A 22,394-nucleotide genomic window follows, 5' to 3' on the forward strand; every position below is an offset into this window, starting at 1 on the left:
TTTATTGTAATGATTAACATGGCACTTGTAAAAATCAGATCATGACGATCTGTATGAATTTCTAGGAATTAGATTCGAGATCTAAGTCTTTAATAGTCTGTAAAGGATGAAGCAATACAGATTTCAAAATATGGATATAATAGTCCATTAATAAGGAGACTGTATCCTGATCATAAACCTTGTCATTGTATATGAACGCAATGATGATCCGATCACCGGTATCCACAACCTCAACCTTGAATTTGTATTGAGATGATAGTTTTCTTTCTACCTCAACTGACTCGAAAGAGAGTGCTTTCAAATCATGGTCATTGCTAAAGACCTCAGCTATAGAAAAATGAACTTCAACAATGGAATTACCGGATAACTGATTACTATCCTCCACCAGGTCTATCATCTGATCAAATTGAAATTCCTGATGCTCCTGGCCCTCCAAAACAATTGTTCTCACCTCTGCTAATAGCTGATCAATGTTATGCTCTGGGTTTAGATGGATTCGCATCGGGAGTATATTGACAAATGTTCCAACCATATGGTCTAATTGTGAAGATATCCTTCCTGTCGCATCAGAACCCACAATCATGTCGGTCTGACCAGAAACTTTATAGAGTAAGGAAAAGAATGAAGTCAGCAAAAACATAAACGCAGTGGTCTGGCTCTCCATCATTTTCACCTTTACTTTTTCATACCATTCCCCATCAATTTCACTCCTTAGTACTTCCGCTGAATAATCATCCAAGAACTCCTGTTCAGAAATTGCAGGCAGGGATAATCGTGGCAGCTGACCGGAAAGTTTTTTCGTCCAGTACAGTTTCTGACTTTCCCGGATTTTCGTCCGGCTTTCTATCCAGGAGGTAAAATGCCGGTATTGTAACTTCAGCTCCGGAAGTACTATTCCCCTGGCTATTTTATGTAAGTCATTAACCAATATATTCAAGGAAATCCCATCGGCTACAATATGATGGACATCAACAATCAGCAGGTTCTTTCCATTGGAATCTTTCAACAAGCCTATGTTTAACAATGATTCTTTCTGCAGATCAAATGGCCGGACAAAGCTTTCCAGAACATCGGATAACGGTGCGCCGCTATCATTTTTCAGCACCTGTACCACAGCAGCGACAGGAGGATTGATCACTTGCTTAACCTCCCCTTCCACAAGGAGGAAAGAAGTTCGCAAACTCTCGTGTCTTTGAATCAGCTGATTAAAATAATGTTGTATTTGTTCCACATTAAACTCATTGGGAACATAAAAAGCCCTGCATATATTAAACCCGGTAAATAAAGGATTTAATGACTGCTGAAAATACATTCTTTGCTGTGCTGCCGAAGCATTGTAATAAACCTCTTCCTCAATTTCCGGAATCAACTCTTCTACCACCTGATCTGCATGATCAATCAATTTTGATTGCAACTCAATGGTATAATGATTAAATACCTCAGGCATGGACAATTGAATGGAAAAGCACTCATTTATCCTGTTTATCAAATACATAGATTTAATGGAATGCCCTCCTAATTCAAAGAAACTGCGGTTCCGGCCAATCAGCGCTTTGTCTACTCCAAGTACCGACGACCAGATCTCTGCCAGCTGTTCCTCAATGGCCCCCATAGGAGCAATATGATCGGCTTCCAGCTCCACAACAGGTTTTGGTAACAACTTCACATCCAGCTTCCCGTTGGAGGTCAGCGGAAAAGAATGCAGTTTAACATAGTAAGAGGGATGCATATAATCGGGTAACAGTTCCGCAATATGGCTCCGTAAAGTACGCTCATCAATCCGTTCATCAGCCACATAATAGGCAACCAGGTATTGGTCCTCCCCAACTTCCAGAAGCGATACATGAACCTCCTTTATACCGGCAAAAAGCTGCAGGGCATAACAAATCTCTTCCAGTTCTATACGGAAACCACGCAATTGCACCTGCTGATCTATACGTCCCTTATAGATCAGTTTATTCCCTTCAACACGAATGGCCAGATCCCCGGTTTTATACATCCGGCTCCCTTTTACAAAGGGATTAGGAATAAACTTCTCTGCGGTCAGCAATGCATTGTTCAGATAACCCTCGCTCAGCGCAGATCCTGATATATAGATTTCACCAGGGGCACCAAATGGAACCGGCTGCAGATGCTCATCCAAAGTATAGATTTGCATATGATCTGCAGGACTGCCTATAGGTACAGAAAGGTACCCATCTGCCGGATCATACTGATACAGCATACAACCTACTGTGGCCTCGGTAGGCCCGTATTCGTTAAATATATTTACCCGACCCCCAAACAATTCATGTATCTCTGCCGTAAGTCCTGACTCCAGCTCCTCTCCACCCACAATCAATGTCCTGATCCGGCTCTCAGATAAGGATTCAGCAGTAAAATTTGCCCGGATGATTTTAAGGTGTGAAGGTGTTAACTTCAACACCGTGGCCTTATGGTCCAAAAGAACATGATTAATCAATAAAGCACTTTCTTCATGATCATATAAGCGAATCGTATTTCCTGAAATCAGGGGTACAAAAATTGAGGTGATCGTCAGGTCAAAACCAATAGAGGAATATAATGGGAATACAGAAGTGGCTCCGTTAACATAAACCGCGTCTGCCCACTTCACATAGTCGGCCAGTGCCCTATGGCTGATCATCACCCCTTTGGGCTGCCCGGTTGATCCGGAGGTATAAATAACATAAGCCAGACTATCTTCTTTTACAACATATCCGCTCGCTTCACTGGCCGAAGAGGTAATGGCCTCCCAGTCCTTATTCAGATCAGATACCTGAAGTTCTGATGGTAAAGTCAATCCAAAATCGTCCCTCATGATCAACAGCTGGGCATGGGCATCAGTTAACATGCCAACAACCCGTTCCGCTGGTGCATGTATATCGATGGGAATAAAAGCAGCCCCACTTTTCAATACCCCCAGGATGACCGGCAGCAGGCAGTATTCTCTACCCAGTAAAACACCCACCAGATGACCGGGTTGAATGCCTTTTTCTGTGGTTAAGTAATGGGCAACCTGGTTCGACAGCTCATCCAGCTCCAGATAGGTCATAGACAAGCCTTCAGCCTCTACCGCACACCCGGATCCGTTTAACCTCACCTGTTTGCTAAATAAATCCGGAACATACCCGGAAGAAAGGGTTAATCCCTCACTTTTATTGAACTCATAAAGCAGATGTTGCCGGTCTGATTCTTCCAAAATTTCAATCAGCCCGACTGGTATCTGCGCATGGTTCAGCAGTTTTTCTAAAAGCAGCACAAAATATCCGGCAATAGCCTTAAAATGAGGTTCATGATAGGAGCCGGCAATCATTTCTATACGGAGTGTTCCAGCCTCCCCATAGGTAAAAATCAAAGCATTCTCGTACTCATCAAAAGCCTGGGCAGCTTGTAGACCTTCCACAATCAAACCCGTCATCTGACCGAACAAGGGCAACACATCAGCACTGGAACTGATGCTGTTTAAAAAGTAATGACCATATCGGAAATCCGCTGTTAACTCCTGATGAACACGATTTACAAATGCATTGAAGTTCTCCTGATCATTTCTGGTCAGGAGTACAGGAATTACTTTTCCTTCATCTGTCTGCCGATATAACGGAGTAAATATCACTGCTTCATTGAGCGAATAATACTTTTGCACAAGGATGCTTAAAGCTGCAGTTAAAACAACATGTTTGGCTGCAGCGGAATTGGCAACTTCATTTAGCCTGAGCTGTATCGCTTCCGGAATAACCATCGTATACTTCCCATGATTCATCAACAGATGACTCAGCCGATGCTGAGGTCTGAAATAGGCAGTATGCCTGAGAACCGGAACTTTCTTGTTCCAATGACTTCGCGCAGCTACATTTTTATTAAAATGAATGGTCTCAAAATTGAGGTTTGTTTTACCGGCCATTTTCTAAGATTGTTTATGATATTAAAACCGAAAATCCAGGTCCTCTTTGCTGAATGGGTCCACCTGATCAGCATTCAGACTACTTTTTAAAGGTGTCTCAGAATTAGCCACAAGTAGCTTTAAAAGCTGAATAAATTGCTCGCTTAACATTAAAATATCCTCTTCTGTGAAATAAGAAGTGAGGTACTCCATGCGGAACTGAAATCCATCTCCATTCTGATAAACAAACAAACTCATTGGATACTTAGCCGCACCTGATTCAAAAACATGCGGAGTAAATAAATGACGCTCGTCAGCAGCCTCACTATGTTCAAAATTTTGAAATACCAGCATCGTATCAAATAACTGACCGATCTGAAAATCATGATCCCTGTTGATATCACTTAAAATATCTGAATAGTCATACTGCTGATAGTTAAGCAATTCTCTAAGATGGGCCTGTATCTTTCCGACAAACTGCAGATACGTATCATCAAGATCAATCTCATAACGTACAGGCAGTGTTTTTGCAAACATTCCTACTACATTTTCAAGCTCGCTTTGCATCCTTCCTGAACTATTGATACCAATGATGAGGTCTTCCTGTCCGTACAATTGCGACAGGAATAAAAAGTAAGCAGATAACAAACCTGAGAAAACAGAAACCCCCTCTTGTTTCCATTGATCCAGCAAAGGAAGCAGATCTGATGAAGGCACATAAAAAAGAAGATTACTACCATAAGATGAATCCTGTGGCTGATCCCGGACCGGCCATTTCAAGGAAGGAAGCTCCCCTTTATAGGAGTCAACCCAGAATTTCCTGCAGTTCAGATACTCAGGGCTGGTTCTGAATTGTTGTTCCCATACCGAATAATCTTTATACTGGATGGGTAATAAATCCAGGTCCTTACCATTGTAAAACTGCAAAAGATCAGCAAACAAATTCACCTGCGACATACCATCACAGATGATGTGATGCGCGTCTGTAAATAATATTGTCTTCCCATTTTCAGGATAGATGAGAAAACAACGGAACAAAGGGCCATTGTCCAAATCAAATGGTTTGATGAAATCGGATAAGGAAAAATCTGCAGCTACAGGTACTTCTGTAATCTCAAAATTGCTCCCATCTTCGATCAACTGATTGATGCGATGACGATCCATATTAAAATAAGTCCTTAAACTTTCATGACGGATCACTAAACTTCTGATGGCACTTTTCAACCGCTCTGTGTCAACTTCTTCACTCAGCTCCCATGCCATTGGTAAATTAAATGTGATTCCTGATTTGTCTGATAAATACAGGTAATAAATTCTTTCCTGAGCAATAGAAGCCGGATAAAAATCCCGTTTCCCAACTGTTGCAATGTGCAATGACTCATCCTTAAGCGCCGAACGGATCAATACCGCCTGTTTTTGTATGGTTAAATTATTAAAGAGGTCTTTTAGTACGACCCGCACATTGAACTCCTTGTATATTTTTGCAATCAGCCTCATAATGGATAAGGAATTCCCTCCTGCCTCATGGAACTTCTCAATTGTAGAAACCTCTTTTTGACCAAGAATTTCCACCCAGATGGCTAAAAGACGCTGCTCAATTTCATCCTTGGGAGCGATGATCTCTTTTTGTAAGGACAGCGCCGATAATTCCGGATAATTGATTTTCCCGTTTGGTAACAACGGATAACTATCGACCACGATGATCTTAGCCGGAATCAGGTCTTCCGGCAAATGTTCTTTCAGCTTGTTTTTAAGTTTTTCCGCCCAGTGCTCATCATCAGCTTCAGCATCATTTCTGATCACAAAGGCAGTCAGGATTTCCGGATCGGCCGACTGGCCTGCCGATTCATCCTGCAGTTCAGGATTTCCCAGAAAAACCAATGCATTCTTTAAAAATCCGGATCGGAGAAGGATGTACTCAATTTCTTCAAGATCAACTCTTATGCCCCTTATTTTTACCTGCCGGTCATCACGTCCGAGCAGTTCAACCTTACCAGATCCGGTAAATCTCGCTTTATCCCCTGTTTTAAAGGCTGGAACTTCTTTCGCTGTTCCTTTAAATAAGGTGATAAATTTCTCCTTGTTCAGGGCTTCATTATTCAAATACCCCTTCGATATAAAAGTAGAAGCGATATATAAATCTCCAACTATATATTTAGAACAGGGTATCCCATTTTCATCAAGGATAAACAACTGTGTATCCGCAATAGGGTTTCCTATGGATATTTTAGATTTTGAGGAATCTTCAGGCTGGATTCTATAAAAACAACGAACCATTGTTGTTTCAGTGGCACCATACAGATTAACAAGGGAGATCCGGTCATTAAACGTAGCATACCATTTAGCCAGTTGCAAAGGATTGATTTTTTCGCCCGACATAAAAATATAGCTGAGCGATGGAAACAAGGTCGCTGATGGAGCCCCCTCATTTATGATCTGGAATACACTTGGCACGCAATGTACTATCGTTACGCCGGCCTCATTCAACCAGGAAACCATTTTTAGCGGAGTAAATAAATCTTCCTCTTCGGGAGGTAAGCAAATGGTACCGCCGGTAAGAAGAGGAACAAATACATCCCGGAGAAAAGCGTCAAAATATGGACTGATTAACTGACTGACTCTACAGTTTTGATCTATGGAGAACTCATTGATTTGCCACTGTAAGTATTGCAGCAGACTCTTGTTTCTACCTATTATTCCTTTAGGTTTACCTGTTGATCCGGAAGTAAAATAGATATAGATGCTGTCATCCTGATCAAATTCCGGATAGATTGGCGTGGATTGATCTGCTGATTTCTGGTTTAAAATCAGATCAATGTCTATTGTATTGATTCCCGTATCCGTTGATTTTCCTCCAAAAATATAAGCCGGAGAAACTTCATTCAGCACTTCTTCTTTCCTTCTGACAGGCAAATCCGGATTGATCGGCACAAAAACACAACCGGCATTCATAATACCAATCATACATACAATTATTTCTTCCGGACGATGGGTATGAACCCCTATATTGCTACCCTTTAATACATTTTGCGCAATCAGGAAATTGGTAATTGCATTTGCCCTATGCTGTAGTTCAGTATAAGTAACAGAACCTCTGGCACTTTCTACGGCAATTCTATCCCCGTTAGCCGTAAAACTTTTCAGTAATTCATTTTGAAATATCATATTGATTGAGTTAAAACTTTTGGTAGTATATAAAGGAAATTAAAAGAGATTTTATCCAAAAGCTGATCTGACTTCAGCTTCCAGTTCAATGTTATTAATCGTAATAAAATTATCTTTTACGATGCTTTTGAGAATGTTCTGATAATAGTCAGCCAATGCCTCCACAAATTCCTGATCATGTAAACTGGTTTTATAAATAAAATCAAGCTGATAGGTTCCATCTTTTTCACATGCATCTATTTTCAATTCATACTGAGTGGTTAACCTGCGCTTAATGTCTATAGGTTTCATCTTTTTATTCCGCTCTTCTTCCTGGCTTTCGATATAGTTTGAAAAGGCAAAATGAACTTTAATCAGTTCCTGATGATAACCAGGGTTTAATGATTTCTGGATGGCAACAATCTGATCGAATTGAAAATCCTGATGGTCAAATGCAGAGATCACCGTACTTTTAACTTCCTTTAAAAAGTCTCCATACTCGGCATCTGCTGATACGCTCACCCTGAGCGGAAGTAAATTGACAAAACTTCCAACTGTATTTGTTAAACCGGCATCTGTTCTTCCTGAAACATCAGAACCAATGATGAGGTCTGTATAACCCGTTATTTTAGATAGTAATATATAATAGACAGAAAGTAGCAATACAAATTCTGTGGTATTGTATTGGGCTACCATTTTTTTGATTTGATGATAATCATCATGATTTATAATAAGCCTGTGAAGCCCGGTTTCATCCTGGTCCGGCTGATGATGTCCGGAACCATCAGGAAAGCTCAGTGGTACCACCGGAACAGAAAATACATTTGTCCAGTATTGCTTTTGTTTTTTCAGTTCATCTCCTCCATCCTGCTGCCACACCGAATAATCTATATACCTGACCTCCGGCTCTGCTGTGATGATCCCCTCACATAAATTATTAAAATCTTTCATCAACAGATTAAGCGAGATTCCATCGCAAATCATGTGGTGGATATCTACCATTAATAAAATGACTTTATCATTTTGAGTAATCGCTTTTGCCCTGAAAAAGCAATTTTCTGAAGGATCAAAAGGACGGATAAAGTCCTGGTACAAACGCGCTGTGTCCTGACCGTTTTGCTCCTGGGTTTCCAGCTTAAAAAATCCACTTTCCTGTACAATCTGATAAAGACGGTCTTCGGAGGAGAAGAAACTTGTTCTCAATACTTCATGACGTGCAGTCAGCTGATCGAAAGCAACTTCCAGGCGGTTAACATCAGCATCAAACTGAAGCTCAAATATCCCTGATATGTTATAACTCAGGTCTTCCTTATGCAGCAATTGCTGATAGTATAATCTTTCCTGCGCGGACGATGCCGGATAACGGTTGCTCTGCTCTACCCGGGGAATCTGGATTCTTGTTATTTTATCCTTTTGAGCAATGACCTGAGCCTGGCTTTTAATGGTATTGTGCGTAAATAATTCCTGCAACGAAACTTTGATCAGCAGCTTATTTTTTATCTGGTTAATTAGACTAAGTGCCCTTAAAGAATGTCCTCCAAGGTCAAAGAAACTATGGTCAATGCTGATCAGACCAGCTTCAATTTTCAGTACTTCCGACCAGATCTCCAGCAACTGCTGCTCAATGGCTCCGGAAGCTGCAACGTAGCTGCCCGATCCGGTCAACAGCTCAGGAGCAGGAAGCCGTTTGCGATCCAGTTTGCCATTCCCCGTTAACGGAAAAACATCCATCCTGATAAAATATGAGGGCAACATATAAGAAGGCAGCTTACCCGAAAGAAAACTACGGAGCTCCTCTGTACCCAGCTCCACCGAAGAAATATAATAAGCCACAAGGCTTTGCTCTCCCTGCTGCTCCAGCAACAAAACCACACTCTCCCCGATCTGCTCATGAGCAGACAGGTGAACCCCGATCTCCTCCAGCTCAATCCGCTGACCACGAAGTTTTACCTGATGGTCTATACGGCCCAGGAATTCCACCTCCCCTGATGCGCTCCAGCGGGCAAGATCGCCCGAATGGTACAAACGCTCGCCCTTTATCCCTGCTGAAAACCGGAACTTCGCATCGGTCAGTCCTGCATTCCCCAAATAACCTCGCGCAAGACCCACTCCGGCAATACACAACTCTCCTGAAACCCCTAATGGAACGACTTTGCCCTGGGGATCAAGAATGTAAAAACGCGTATTGTCGATCGGACGGCCAATAGGAATCGTGAATGGAACAGGAACACTGAAATCACATTCATAATAAGAAACATCCACAGTCGCCTCTGTCGGCCCATACAGATTGATCAGACGGCTTCCTGTATAACGATGAATGTAATCCCTGAACTGGCTCACCTGAACCGATGGTAAGGCCTCCCCACTGGTAAAGACTTGTCGCAGGCCTTGAAGCGCTACCTCCGGGCTTTCCTCCTGAACAAGCATCTGCAGAAAAGCCCCAAGCATCGAAGGCACAAAGTGGATCGTGGTCACCCCTTCCCGACCGATCACCTCCAGCAGCGCGGAAGCATCTTTCTCTACCCCTGGTTCAGGAACATACAAGCCCGCACCGCTAACAGACCACCAGAACAATTCCCAGACCGAAACATCAAACGAAATCGGTGTTTTCTGGATCAGCAAATCTGATGCACCTATCCCATAACGATCCTGCATCCACAATAAACGGTTCACTACCGAATGATGTTCGATCATCACTCCTTTGGGCTTACCCGTTGATCCCGAAGTATAGATCACATAAGCCAGGTCACTCCCTTTAACCGGAATGCTTAAAGCTTCCTCCAACAGGATATCATCCAGCACCACATCCAGGTCTATAAACAAATCTCTGAATAATGGATTCTCTTTCAATGACTCAGGAATACAGGACCCTCTGGTCAGTACCGCTTTCAGTCCTGAATCTTCCAGGATCGAAACCATACGGGAGACCGGATAATGAGGATCTATCGGAACATATGCACAACCACTTTTCAATACCCCATAAATCGCCGGCACCAGAATGGAATCCCGTTCCAGTAATATCCCCACCAGGGATCCCGACGCTACCCCACATTGGCGATGCAGATAAGCCGAAACCTGACCGCTGAGCTTATTCAACGCTCCATAACTCAGCTCTTCCTGACCAAAACGCAGGGCCCGCTGCTCCGGATTACGCGCTACCTGAGCCTCAAAAAGACTGATCAGGTTCCCATCTGAGGGATAAGCCCGTTCCGTCTGGTTGAAACCGTTCAGCAGCTGCTCAGATTCCACTGCAGGAAGGATGTCCAGATCGCCGATAATCGTTTCCGGATTCCGGCAAAGGGTATCGATGATCCTGCGCAGGTAACCGATATAACGATCGATGCTTGCCGGCAAAAACAAAGCGCTGGCATAGTCCAGATCAAAACACAAACAACCGGATCTTTCTGTGCAGGAAAGTAATAAATCAAATTTAGAGAGCTGATGGGGGCTGGCAAGCGGGCTCAATGTTAAACCCGGAATCTGCAGCTCATTCATCTCATAATTCTGAAGCACAAACATCACATCAAACAGTGGATTGCGGCTGGTATCACGCTCCAGATGAAGGGCACCGATCAGCTCTTCATACTGATAGTCCTGATGGGCAAAGTCATCCAGCACCGCAGTACTCAGCTGCTGCAGGTAAACCTGAATCTCCTGTTCCACAGGGATCTCAGTGCGTAAAGCCAGCGTGTTGACAAACATCCCGGCCATCTGCTCCAGTCCGGCGTGATTTCTGCCCGCGGCAGGGCTACCCACCACAATATCCCGCTGACCGCTCAGACGGAACAACAGCAGGTTCCAACAGCACAGTAAAACCATAAAAACAGTGCTCCCCTGTTCATCGGCCAGCTTTTTCAACGCCTGGCTTTCGGCTGCTGTCAGCATAAACTGAACCGAACCTCCTTTATGGTCTTTCACCAGCGGACGTACCTCATCCAAAGGCAGGTTCAGTACCGGCAGTTCAGCAGAGAAACGGTTCAGCCAGTAAGCCTTGTCGGCTTCCTGACCATGCTCCTGCAAGCGATTATATTGCCATTCTGCATAATCTATATATTGTAATTCCGGTAATGCCGGATCTGCTCCCTGATACAAGGCCATAAATTCCCGGATCAGGATCTCCTGGGAAATCCCATCGGTAATGATGTGGTGCATGTCGATCATCAGCACATGTTCCTCTGCCGACAAGCACACCAGCCCCACTCGCAGCAAAGGACCTTCTTCCAGATCAAAAGGACGGATAAACAGATCGCTAACCGCTGCTAATTCGGACTGGTCGGCGGCCGTAAAACAGGATACTTTAAAAACAAAAGGAGCCAGAACAGACTGTACCGGTTCCTCGCCTACCTGTTCAAAAACAGTGCGCAGGATGCCATGACGACTAATCAAACGGCTAAAAGCATCTTCCAGACGAACCAGATCAACCGCGCCCTCCAGGCGGAACAAATGTGGCATATTGTAAGCCAGTGATTCGCGGTCCAGCTGATACAGCAGGTACATCCGCTTTTGAGCGGAAGACAACCGGTAATAGGGCTGCTTAGCAGCCTTCCCGATACCCTGATACTGAGACCTGGTACCAAACTCAGGCAACTCTCCCAGACCCCGGATGGTCGGGTAGTTGAAAACATCTTTCAAACGAAGGCCAGCCCCCATTTCCTTGCTGATCTGGTTGATCAGGTTCACCGCTTTCAGCGAATGCCCTCCCAGCTCAAAGAAACTGCGGTTCCGGCCAATCAGCGCTTTGTCTATTCCAAGTACTGACGACCAGATCTCTGCCAGCTGTTCCTCAATGGCTCCTGTAGGAGCAATATGATCGGCTTCCAGCTCCACAACAGGCTTTGGCAACAACTTCACATCCAGCTTCCCATTGGAGGTCAGCGGAAAAGAATGCAGTTCAACATAGTAAGAGGGATGCATATAATCGGGTAACAGTTCCGCAATATGGCTCCGTAAAGTACGCTCATCAATCCGTTCATCAGCCACATAATAAGCAACCAGATATTGGTCCTCCCCAACTTCCAGAAGCGATACATGAGCCTCCTTTATCCCGGCAAAAAGCTGCAGGGCATAACAAATCTCTTCCAGTTCTATACGGAAACCACGCAATTGCACCTGCTGATCTATACGTCCCTTATAGATCAGTTTATTCCCTTCAACACGAATGGCCAGATCCCCGGTTTTATACATCCGGCTCCCTTTTACAAAGGGATTAGGAATAAACTTCTCTGCGGTCAGCAATGCATTGTTCAGATAACCCTCGCTCAGCGCAGATCCTGATATATAGATTTCACCAGGGGCACCAAATGGAACCGGCTGCAGATGCTCATCCAAAGTATAGATTTGCATATGATCTGCAGGACTGCCTATAGGTACAGAAAGGTACCCATCTGCCGGATCATACTGATACAGCATACAACCTACTGTGGCCTCGGTAGGCCCGTATTCGTTAAATATATTTACCCGACCCCCAAACAATTCATGTATCTCTGCCGTAAGTCCTGACTCCAGCTCCTCTCCACCCACAATCAATGTCCTGATCCGGCTCTCAGATAAGGATTCAGCAGTAAAATTTGCCCGGATGATTTTAAGGTGTGAAGGTGTTAACTTCAACACCGTGGCCTTATGGTCCAAAAGAACATGATTAATCAATAAAGCACTTTCTTCATGATCATATAAGCGAATCGTATTTCCTGAAATCAGGGGTACAAAAATTGAGGTGATCGTCAGGTCAAAACCAATAGAGGAATATAATGGGAATACAGAAGTGGCTCCGTTAACATAAACCGCGTCTGCCCACTTCACATAGTCGGCCAGTGCCCTATGGCTGATCATCACCCCTTTGGGCTGCCCGGTTGATCCGGAGGTATAAATAACATAAGCCAGACTATCTTCTTTTACAACATATCCGCTCGCTTCACTGGCCGAAGAGGTAATGGCCTCCCAGTCCTTATTCAGATCAGATACCTGAAGTTCTGATGGTAAAGTCAATCCAAAATCGTCCCTCATGATCAACAGCTGGGCATGGGCATCAGTTAACATGCCAACAACCCGTTCCGCTGGTGCATGTATATCGATGGGAATAAAAGCAGCCCCACTTTTCAATACCCCCAGGATGACCGGCAGCAGGCAGTACTCCCTAGCCAGTAAAACACCCACCAGATGACCGGGTTGAATGCCTTTTTCTGTGGTTAAGTAATGGGCAACCTGATTCGACAGCTCATCCAGCTCCAGATAGGTCATAGACAAGCCTTCAGCCTCTACCGCACACCCGGATCCGTTTAACCTCACCTGTTTGTTAAACAAATCCGGAACATACCCGGAAGAAAGGGTTAACCCCTCACTTTTATTGAACTCATAAAGCAGATGTTGCCGGTCTGATTCTTCCAAAATTTCAATCAGCCCGACTGGTATCTGCGCATTTTTCACAGATAGCTGGCCTAGGATAAACGCAAAATGACGTAAGACATCTTCCACCATATCAGAAGGTAGCTGATGAATATTGAAATTGACTTTTATACAAAAATCCGCTCCGGGAACAATAGTGATGGCTAAGTCATAATGAGTCTGATCAAAAATCTCGGTTTTAAGAATTTTAAAATGATCTGAAAAGGAATGATCCTGCCCTTCCTTTTCTCCTAAAGGATAATTTTCAAAGACCAGAATATGGTCAAAGAGATTCTTTTTCAATAAAGAACAAGCCTGTATTTCCTGTAAAAAAGTATAATTATGGGATTCCCGGTCCCTGGCTTCAGTCCTGATGCGGATTAAAGCATCAGCGATCAATTCCTCAGGCTTAATTTGAATTCTGACAGGCACGGTATTGATAAACAAACCAACCATATTTTCAATACCCTGGACTTCTGCAGGACGTCCGGAAACAACTGTTCCAAAAAGGCAGTCATTGCTCCGGTTATATTTAGAAAGTAATAAACCCCAGGCCAATTGAAAAACATGGTTAACTGTTACTTCATATTTTTTAGCAAAATCATAAAGCTGCTGGCTTTCCTTTCTTCCAATTGTGAAAGACCTGTTTTCAAACCTTTTCACACCCGAAGTCATTTGCTGTTGAGGAATTCCTGTTTGCAGTTTAAATCCATCAAGGTAGTTAGACCAATAGGCCAACGAAGGTTTTTTATCCCTGTTTTCCAGCCAATTGATAAAGTTTACATAAGGATATACTTCATCCAGCACCGGGGTATGTTTACTCAGATAGGCATCGTAAATTAACTTAAACTCTTTCAGAATGATGCCCATGCACCAACCATCCATAAGAATATGGTGATGGCTCCAAATCAAAGCAAATTTTTCCGGTCCTGTTTTAATGACATGCAACCTGATCAGTGCGCCCTGATCGAAATCAAACTTTTCAAGACGATCTGCAATTTTATAGGAACTTAAAATTTCATCAGCAGACACATTCAAATCTGAAGCATCTGTAAAACGAATAGCAACCTCTTTCTCCTTTAACACCATTTGAACAGGACGTTTCATATCCCTGTGCCGGATCAGTGTCCTGAAGATCACATGCCGGGAAGCTAAAAGCGCCATTGTTCTTTTCACTGCTTCGAAATCAACAGTTCCCTCCAAAAAGACAGTCGCCTGTTCGAAATAAGAATCGGTATCAGCATCTAACAGGTGATGAAACAACAGACCTTCCTGCATCTGAGATAAGGGATAAATATCTTCAATATCCCCTGCTTCAGATAGACTTTCCAGCTGTTGCATGGTCAATTGACTGTAGGTGAAATCGGATGGGGTTACGACTTTTTCCCTGGCTGAGCAGCAGTACTCAATAATATTCAGCAAAGATTGCTGATAGGAATGCATAAAAGAATTCATCCTGCTTTCAAAATACTGCTCTCCGCTATAACTCAGGCTTAACTGTAAAGTCCCTTCCACAACAAGACCTGAGAATTCCCATTCATACAAACGGGTTTCCTCAACTCCGATATGGTCCCATTTAAAATCATTCCGCACTTCAAAGGACTTGCCCGAGACATCGGTATCAAATTGTCCTGAATAATTAAAACTGATAGAAGAGTTGACAACATTGACCTCCCCTTCGGATTCGACGCCCGGAAAACGACTCAATAAATAAGCCTGGGAATATTCAGGAACGGTCCTTAAAGCTTCTTTAACCTGAATTAACAGCGTTTTTAAAGAATCATGTGCTGAATTCAGCAAAATCGGATATACTGCCGTAAACCAGCCGATAGTCCTGCTGATATTCAGCTGACCAACAGGATCACGTCCATGCCTTTCCAGGTCTACCAGTATCTCCTGCACTGCGAATTGTTCCTTATAGGCAAGCAACATAGCCGCCAGCAATAAGTCTTCCGTCCGGGTACCAAAAGCCAGATTGGCTTCCCCAAGTAACCTGTCGGTTTCCCCCACAGACAGTTTAAACGAAACTTCTTTCGCTTTTCCTATGGTGTTTGTACCCAAACCATGGTCTTTCGGTAAAGGATTTCCTTTCAACGGAAGCTGGCTCCAATAAGAAATGGCATTCAGGTATGGATTCGAGTCAATAGATTCATGAACTGCGCCTACCCATAAATGATAAGGATCCGTTTTTAAAGGAAGCAATAGTTCTGCTTCGCTTTTTACCTGCTGCAGCAGCGTTTGTATATCCTCAAACAAAATTCGCCAGGAAACCAGGTCTATAACCAGATGGTGAATGATCACCATTAATCTGCTTTCCTGCCCTACCTGAAAAAGGATTAACTTAACCAATCCGCCTGCTGTGATGTCAAAATCAGACTGAGCACGATTACCCATGCTTAAGATCAGCTCATCAGAACCAGGCTGATCTTCGATAAACAATTCATGGACAGATAATTCTGATGAAAAAGAACTGATCTTTTGAACATATTTATCATTTTCCCTGACGAATTTCGAACGTAAAACATCATGGTGTTCCAATAGCTTAGAGAAAATTGTCCTGATCTCAGATAAACTAACAGAGTCTTTAAAAGAAAGTAACACAGACTGGTTGAAATGATTTTTATTGCGGATCACTCCAGTCATGAACCAATGCTGTATAGGCGAAAGTGCGGTTTCTCCTATGATTGCCGATTGATCCGCAATTCTGTTTCTCTTTTTAAGTTGTAAAGCTAGTTTAGCAATGCTTTGCCAGGTAAAAATGTCTTTTACACTCAACTCAAAACCAGCTGCATGTACCTGAGAACAAACCTGTATAGATTTTATAGAATCACCGCCAATCGCAAAAAAGTTGTCATTTACACCTACCTTTTCCAGACTCAGCGTTTTTGCCCATATGCCAGCCAGTAACTGTTCATTTTCAGTTTCTGCTGCCAGGTACTGATCATTTGCCTGTACAATGGGTAGTGGAAGTGCTTTTCTGTCGATTTTACCAAGACTGGTATAAGGCAGGTTCCCGAGCAGACAAAAATGTGCCGGCACCATATAATCCGGTAACTTATGGGCCAGAAAATCCCGCAGCTCCACATCGGCAAGAGGAACTTGGGATACATAATAGGCCGCCAGTTTAGTTTGGTTATCTTTCTGAATCGCGACCACAGTTGCCGCTGTAATTTCAGGATGCTTAACCAGCTGAACTTCAATTTCAGCAAGCTCGACCCTAAAACCACGAATTTTTACCTGATCGTCAATGCGACCAAAAATTTCAATATTACCATCTGGTAACCAGCGCGCCAGATCGCCTGTTCTATAAAACTTCTGTCCGGATAGAAATGGATGCCTGCGAAACTTTTCTGCTGTAAGCTGCTCTGCATTCAGGTAACCATTGGTTACACCGGCTCCTGATATACATAAATCGCCTTTTACACCAATAGGAACCATTTCGTCATGCCGGTTCAATATCCATATCTGGGTATTGAAAATAGGCTTGCCAATGATCCGGTTATCGGTATTTAACAGGTTGTTGTTACAAGTTGCAGCAATGGTAGTTTCAGTTGGACCATACTGATTTTCAATAACAGTAGCAGCGAGCAATTCAGCACTTCTGCTCAGGATGTCATCAGTTGCGGCTTCTCCACCCAGCGTCACAAAACGAAGGTCTGTCGACTGATCAGCCCGCAATTTCAGGGCAGTTAGAATTTCCCCGTAAAAACTTGGCAGGACCGCAAAATTAGTCACCTTATTTTTTTGGATCACGTCGACAATGTAATCGGAATTATATTTTTGCCCGACAGGGATACTCACCATCGCCCCACCGGAGATAAATACGGAATAAAAGTTGGCACCAAATCCGTCAAAATGATAAGGGACCAGTTGTAAGGTAACATCTGAAGGGGTTAAACAATGACTATCTCTGTTCCATACGGCAAAGTTCATCACGTTACCATAGTTCACACCAACGCCTTTTGGTTCACCCGTTGTTCCGGAAGTATAGATAATATAAATCAAACGGTCATCAGATACTTTACATTCGGTCATTATAATTTCTGAAGCCACCGCATCGCCGACAAAAATAATCTGATCAGCATTTAAGGGCCATTCGGAAAAGTCTTTCTCTCCGTTCATTGCTTCGTTGGTCAGCAAGACAACGGCCTCACTATCAGCAATAATATAGGCATTCCTTTCTAATGGGGCTTCCGGAGATAGGGGCACAAACGTGCAACCACAGTTTAATACGGCAAGGATTGCAACAGACATATCGGTAGAAGGCTGAAACAACAGTGCGACTCTTTGTTCCGTTTTCCCTTCTACTTTCTCTTGTAGCAACAATGAAACGGCATTTACCCGCTCTTCAAGCTGCCGGTAGGTGATCTTTTCCTGATCATGAATTAATGCAGTCCGCTCTGGGTATTCCCGCACGCATTTCTTAAATACGGAAATAATCCCGTCTTCAGCAGGCAATTGAACCTTAGTGTTGTTAAAGTGTTCGGTTAATAGCTGCCTTTCGGGCAGTGGCAAAAATGCGATCCGCGAAAGTAAAACCTGATCATCATGAACCACACTTTCCAGAATATTATGAAAATAGGTGACGAACCGCTCAATGGTATCCTGCCGGAACAGGTCTGCAGAATACTCGAAAAAACAGGACAATTCGCCGTTTTTTAAAGTAACAGATAAAATCAGATCAAACTGGGTAAACTGGTGGCCGGCATCGTAGGAATAAATATCCAGGTCAGGGATGCTTAAGCGCTCTTCCTTAAAATCCTGATAGGTAAACAAGGTATCAAAAAGGGGATTATGACTATTGTCACGCTCTAATCTCAGGTCCTCAACCAATAAATTATAAGGAAATGACTGATTACTGAACGCTTCAGCTGCCCTTTTTTTAACGGATAGGATAAATTCATCAAAGCGCATTTCCCCAGAGGCCAGATTTCGTAGGGGAATCGTGTTCACAAACATCCCCGGAATATTTTCTAAACCTGGATAATCCCTGCCTGATACAGGAGTACCAACCACAATATCTTCTGCGTTGCACAATTTGGATAATAGCAGGTTATAAACCGACAGCATGAGCATATACATGGTCAGCCCATGTTTGTCACTGATCACCTGCAATTGCTGAACTAAATTTTCATTGATGTTGAAATTGCATTTTCCGGCTTTGGCGTCAACAAAAGATGACCTTGGGAAGTCAATAGGCAATTCCAGCACATCAGGGATCTGGTCAAAAAGCTGATTCCAGAACTTTCTTTGAGAACTGATCCGCTCCTGTTGCAGGGTGTCATTTTGCCACATCGCAAAATCCTTGTATTGAAGCATCAGCTCGTTAAGCGGATAACCATTATATAAAGAAGTAAAATCTTTGATGAGGATTTCCTGCGACAAGCCATCGCTAATGATGTGATGAATGTCAAAAATCAGTAAATGTTCTTCCTCCATCATTTCAATCAGCGCGATACGGAATAACGGCAGTTTTCCCAGATCAAAAGGCCGGACAAACTGCCGGATAATTTCCTCCTGCTTTCTGCCTTCACTTTTTAGCATTTCCAGCTCAAAAACATAATCTTCTACAATCTTTTGAACAGGTACGCCATCAACGGTGGTAAAATAAGTCCTTAATATCTCGTGGCGGTCCAAAAGCTTTTGAAATGCCTGTTTTAAGCGGTGAATGTTTAACGGACCTTTTATTTCCGTGACCAGGGAACCATTATAAGCCGAAGAATCCGGATTGAATTCATTCAAAAAATATAATCTCTGCTGTGCTGGCGATAAAGGGTAAAAATCGGCGGAAACTGCTGCAATGATTGGCTGAAAATGAACAGCGTCCGATCCATTGATGAAACCTGCCAGGGTCTGAACCGTTGGATATTTAAAAACGTCATTTAACGATACCCTTATGTTCAAAGTCCGGTTGATTTCATTGACCATAGCCATCGCCCTTAAGGAATGTCCGCCCAGTTCAAAGAAACTCCGGTTGATGCTGATCTGTGAAATATCAAGTCTTAAGACTCCGGACCAGATACTGACCAGCCGGGACTCGGTTTCCGTTGATGCAGCCACATAATCTGCCCCGGCTTCAATCACAGGGTCCGGCAAGGACTTTCTATCTAACTTTCCACTTACGAGCAGAGGAAATTCTTCCATCATTATAAAATAATGAGGAACCATATATTGTGGCAGACGGTCCAGAAGAAACTGATGCAAATCGGGAATAGCTGCTGTTCCCGACGGAATGTAATAGGCAACCAGATAGTCTTCTTCATTTTGCTGCCTTTTCAGTACCACAGCTTCTTTAATCCCCGATAAGGACAGTAACTGAGACTCGATTTCGCCCAGTTCTATCCGAAATCCCCTTAGCTTAATCTGATTGTCTACCCGGCCCAGAAACTCTATATTTCCATCGGGCATCCACCTCGCGAGGTCCCCGGTTTTATAAATTCTCTCAGTAATGACCGCAGGCTGATCAATAAACTTTTCTGCGGAAAGGCTTTTATTATTGAGGTAACCAAGTGCCAGTCCAATCCCACCAATGCAAAGCTCGGCCGTCACGCCAACCGGAACCGGATAACCCCAGATATCGAGAATATATAAATTCACATTATCCAGAGGTTTGCCAATCGGAATCATATTGTTTTCATCGGCATTAAACCTGCATTCGTAATAGGAAGCATCCAGAGTTGCCTCTGCAGGGCCATACAAATTGATCAGCCTGGTGCCACAGTATTTATGAATACTGTTCCGAAACGACTGAACCTGTAATGGCAATAAGGCCTCACCGCAGGCAAATACGATCTTTAAACCCGAAAATTGCGAAAAATCAAACCCTTCATTCAGCGTATTTAAAAACATACCTAACAATGAGGGTACAAAATGTAAAGTTGTAATTCCGAATTTACGAATGAACTCCACCATCAAGGGAGGATCCTTTTCTCCGCCATGAGGCAGAACAATAAGTGATGCCCCGGTAAATGACCAGCAAAATATCTCCCAAATGGAGATGTCAAATATAATCGGTGTTTTCAGCAACATCACATCTTCACCAGACAAAGGATATTGCTTTTGCATCCACCACAACCGGCTGGTCAGGGAATCATGAGAGATCATTACCCCTTTAGGTTTGCCGGTTGAACCGGAAGTATAAATGACATAGACCAGATCAGCTCCACTCAGCACTTCGCAAAACTGCCCCTGCCCTTTTATCTCGTCCAAATCCAGATCCAGATTCACCAGATTTCCAATATTTAATATTCCCGCAGGAATATGATGACTTCTGGAAATTAAAGTCTGCATTCCGGAGTCTTCCACAATAGAAGCCAAACGCTCTGCAGGGAAACCGGGATCAATAGGAACATAAGCACAGCCAGCTTTTATGACCCCATATATTGCTGGTATCAAATAAGCTTCTCTTTCCAGAAGAATACCAATTAAATCGCCTTTCTTTACCTTTTTGACTACTTTTAAATAGTGTGCAAACTGAGAAGACAACTCATCCAGCTGAGCATAGTTTAAGACGAAATCGTTAAACTGTACGGCTTTCCGGTTCGGATCCAGTTTAACCTGTTCCTGAAACAGAGTGATCACATTTTCAATTTCCGGATAAGGACTACCCGTTTGATTGAAATCACTGATCAACTGCTTATTTTCCTCCGGAGACAACAGATTTATACTTTTCAGATGCCTATCCGGATGAAGCATCATATCATCAAGAATTTCAATCAAATGACGACTGAATGAAACCTGATCAAAATATGCCGGTATATTTGGCTGGAATATAAACTCAAATTCTACCTCTTCTTTAAAAAATACATTTAGCAATAAAGGAATCTCCGTTTTTTCCGATACAGAATGTAACCTGATATCGAGCTGGTCATTAATTTTCAATGCTTTGGTATCAATCGGATAATTTTCGATCACAACCACAGCGTCAAATAACTCTTCTGCAGGAGTTAGTCCGGCAATTTCTTTTATTTCACTGTAAGCGTACTGAATGAACTCATTTCTACGAACTAAGGAAACATTGATATTTTCAATTACCTCTCCAATCGTTTTGTTTTCCTGCTCATTGATGCGAAGTGGCAGGGTATTGATAAAATTCCCCATCACCCGGTCTGCATCCTGCAAATCCATAGCCCGGCAGGATACGACCGTACCGATCACCACATCATTACAGTTCAGGTATTTACGCAATAAAATCCCAAAAGCGGCATAGACTACTGTTGCAGGAGTAACCCGATAAGAAGCGGCAAATGACCGCAACTTCTGAGCAGCATATACCGCAGTGACCTTATTCATTTCCAGAGCCCCCGCATTAACCACATAGCTGGTATTATTAAATAAGGATTTAGGAGAATAACCATCCAGATACTGTTTCCAATACCCTGATCCTGCATCTCCCCCTGATTTTAAGAATGATGCTTTCTGCATCGCCAGGTAAGATGGCTTTTGCAGCAAAACAGGCAGCCTTTCATTCTTTACTGAAAAGAAGTTTTCAAAAATTTCCTTCAGCAAAATTCCGGTACTCCATCCATCATATAAAATATGATGGTGGGTAATGGTAAACAGCTGACTGGAGGAACCGGTTCTGATCAGGTGAAAACGCACAGGAAGCTCCGTTAAATCAAAACGGGTCTGCTGATCCTCTTTAAGATATGCCTGAATAAATTCCTCTTTCTGCTCCATACCTGCGGCAGAAAGGTCATGAAAATTGAATATAAAAGGACATTCCCGGAGTATAAGCTGGATAGGCTTTCTTACTTCCTCCCATCTGAAAACGGACCTTAAAATTTCGTTATTTGCCTGTAAAACCTTTAGAGATTCCAGCAGCATCGACTCTTCAAAATCTCCCTCCAGTTGTAAGGTAATCTGTACATTATACAAAGACTGATCTGTTTCTTTAAGAAAATGAAACAGCATACCCTGTTGAACCAGATTTAGTTCAACAATTTCCGACACATTGGATTTGTCAATTTTCTTACTCATATCCTATTAT

The 22,394-nt window shown here is 43.0% G+C and carries 3 protein-coding genes; all 3 read right to left on the reverse strand.

Features of this window, described 5'->3' with window-relative positions; translation table 11 throughout:
* Window positions 1-61 precede the first annotated feature (61 nt).
* Genes BFS30_RS25180 through BFS30_RS25190 form a run of 3 tightly spaced genes read right to left on the reverse strand, consistent with a single transcriptional unit; the run spans window position 62 to window position 22,384 of the window.
* Complete coding sequence (locus tag BFS30_RS25180) at window positions 62-3,901, reverse strand: non-ribosomal peptide synthetase (protein ID WP_069381825.1); 3,840 nt, start codon at window positions 3,899-3,901, stop codon at window positions 62-64.
* 21 nt (window positions 3,902-3,922) lie between these two features.
* Window positions 3,923-7,045: a non-ribosomal peptide synthetase gene (locus BFS30_RS25185; protein ID WP_069381826.1), complete on the reverse strand. Its 3,123-nt coding sequence runs from the start codon at window positions 7,043-7,045 to the stop codon at window positions 3,923-3,925.
* A gap of 51 nt (window positions 7,046-7,096) precedes the next feature.
* Window positions 7,097-22,384: a non-ribosomal peptide synthetase gene (locus BFS30_RS25190; RefSeq protein ID WP_069381827.1), complete on the reverse strand. Its 15,288-nt coding sequence runs from the start codon at window positions 22,382-22,384 to the stop codon at window positions 7,097-7,099.
* Window positions 22,385-22,394: the final 10 nt, after the last annotated feature.

It is taken from the genome of Pedobacter steynii, from assembly GCF_001721645.1.
GTDB lineage: Bacteria > Bacteroidota > Bacteroidia > Sphingobacteriales > Sphingobacteriaceae > Pedobacter > Pedobacter steynii_A.

Bases quoted from the DNA above. Each gene is read 5' to 3' on its own strand.
- BFS30_RS25180 (WP_069381825.1), bottom strand. From the start codon at position 3,901: ATGGCCGGTAAAACAAACCTCAATTTTGAGACCATTCATTTTAATAAA.
- BFS30_RS25185 (WP_069381826.1), bottom strand. From the start codon at position 7,045: ATGATATTTCAAAATGAATTACTGAAAAGTTTTACGGCTAACGGGGAT.
- BFS30_RS25190 (WP_069381827.1), bottom strand. From the start codon at position 22,384: ATGAGTAAGAAAATTGACAAATCCAATGTGTCGGAAATTGTTGAACTA.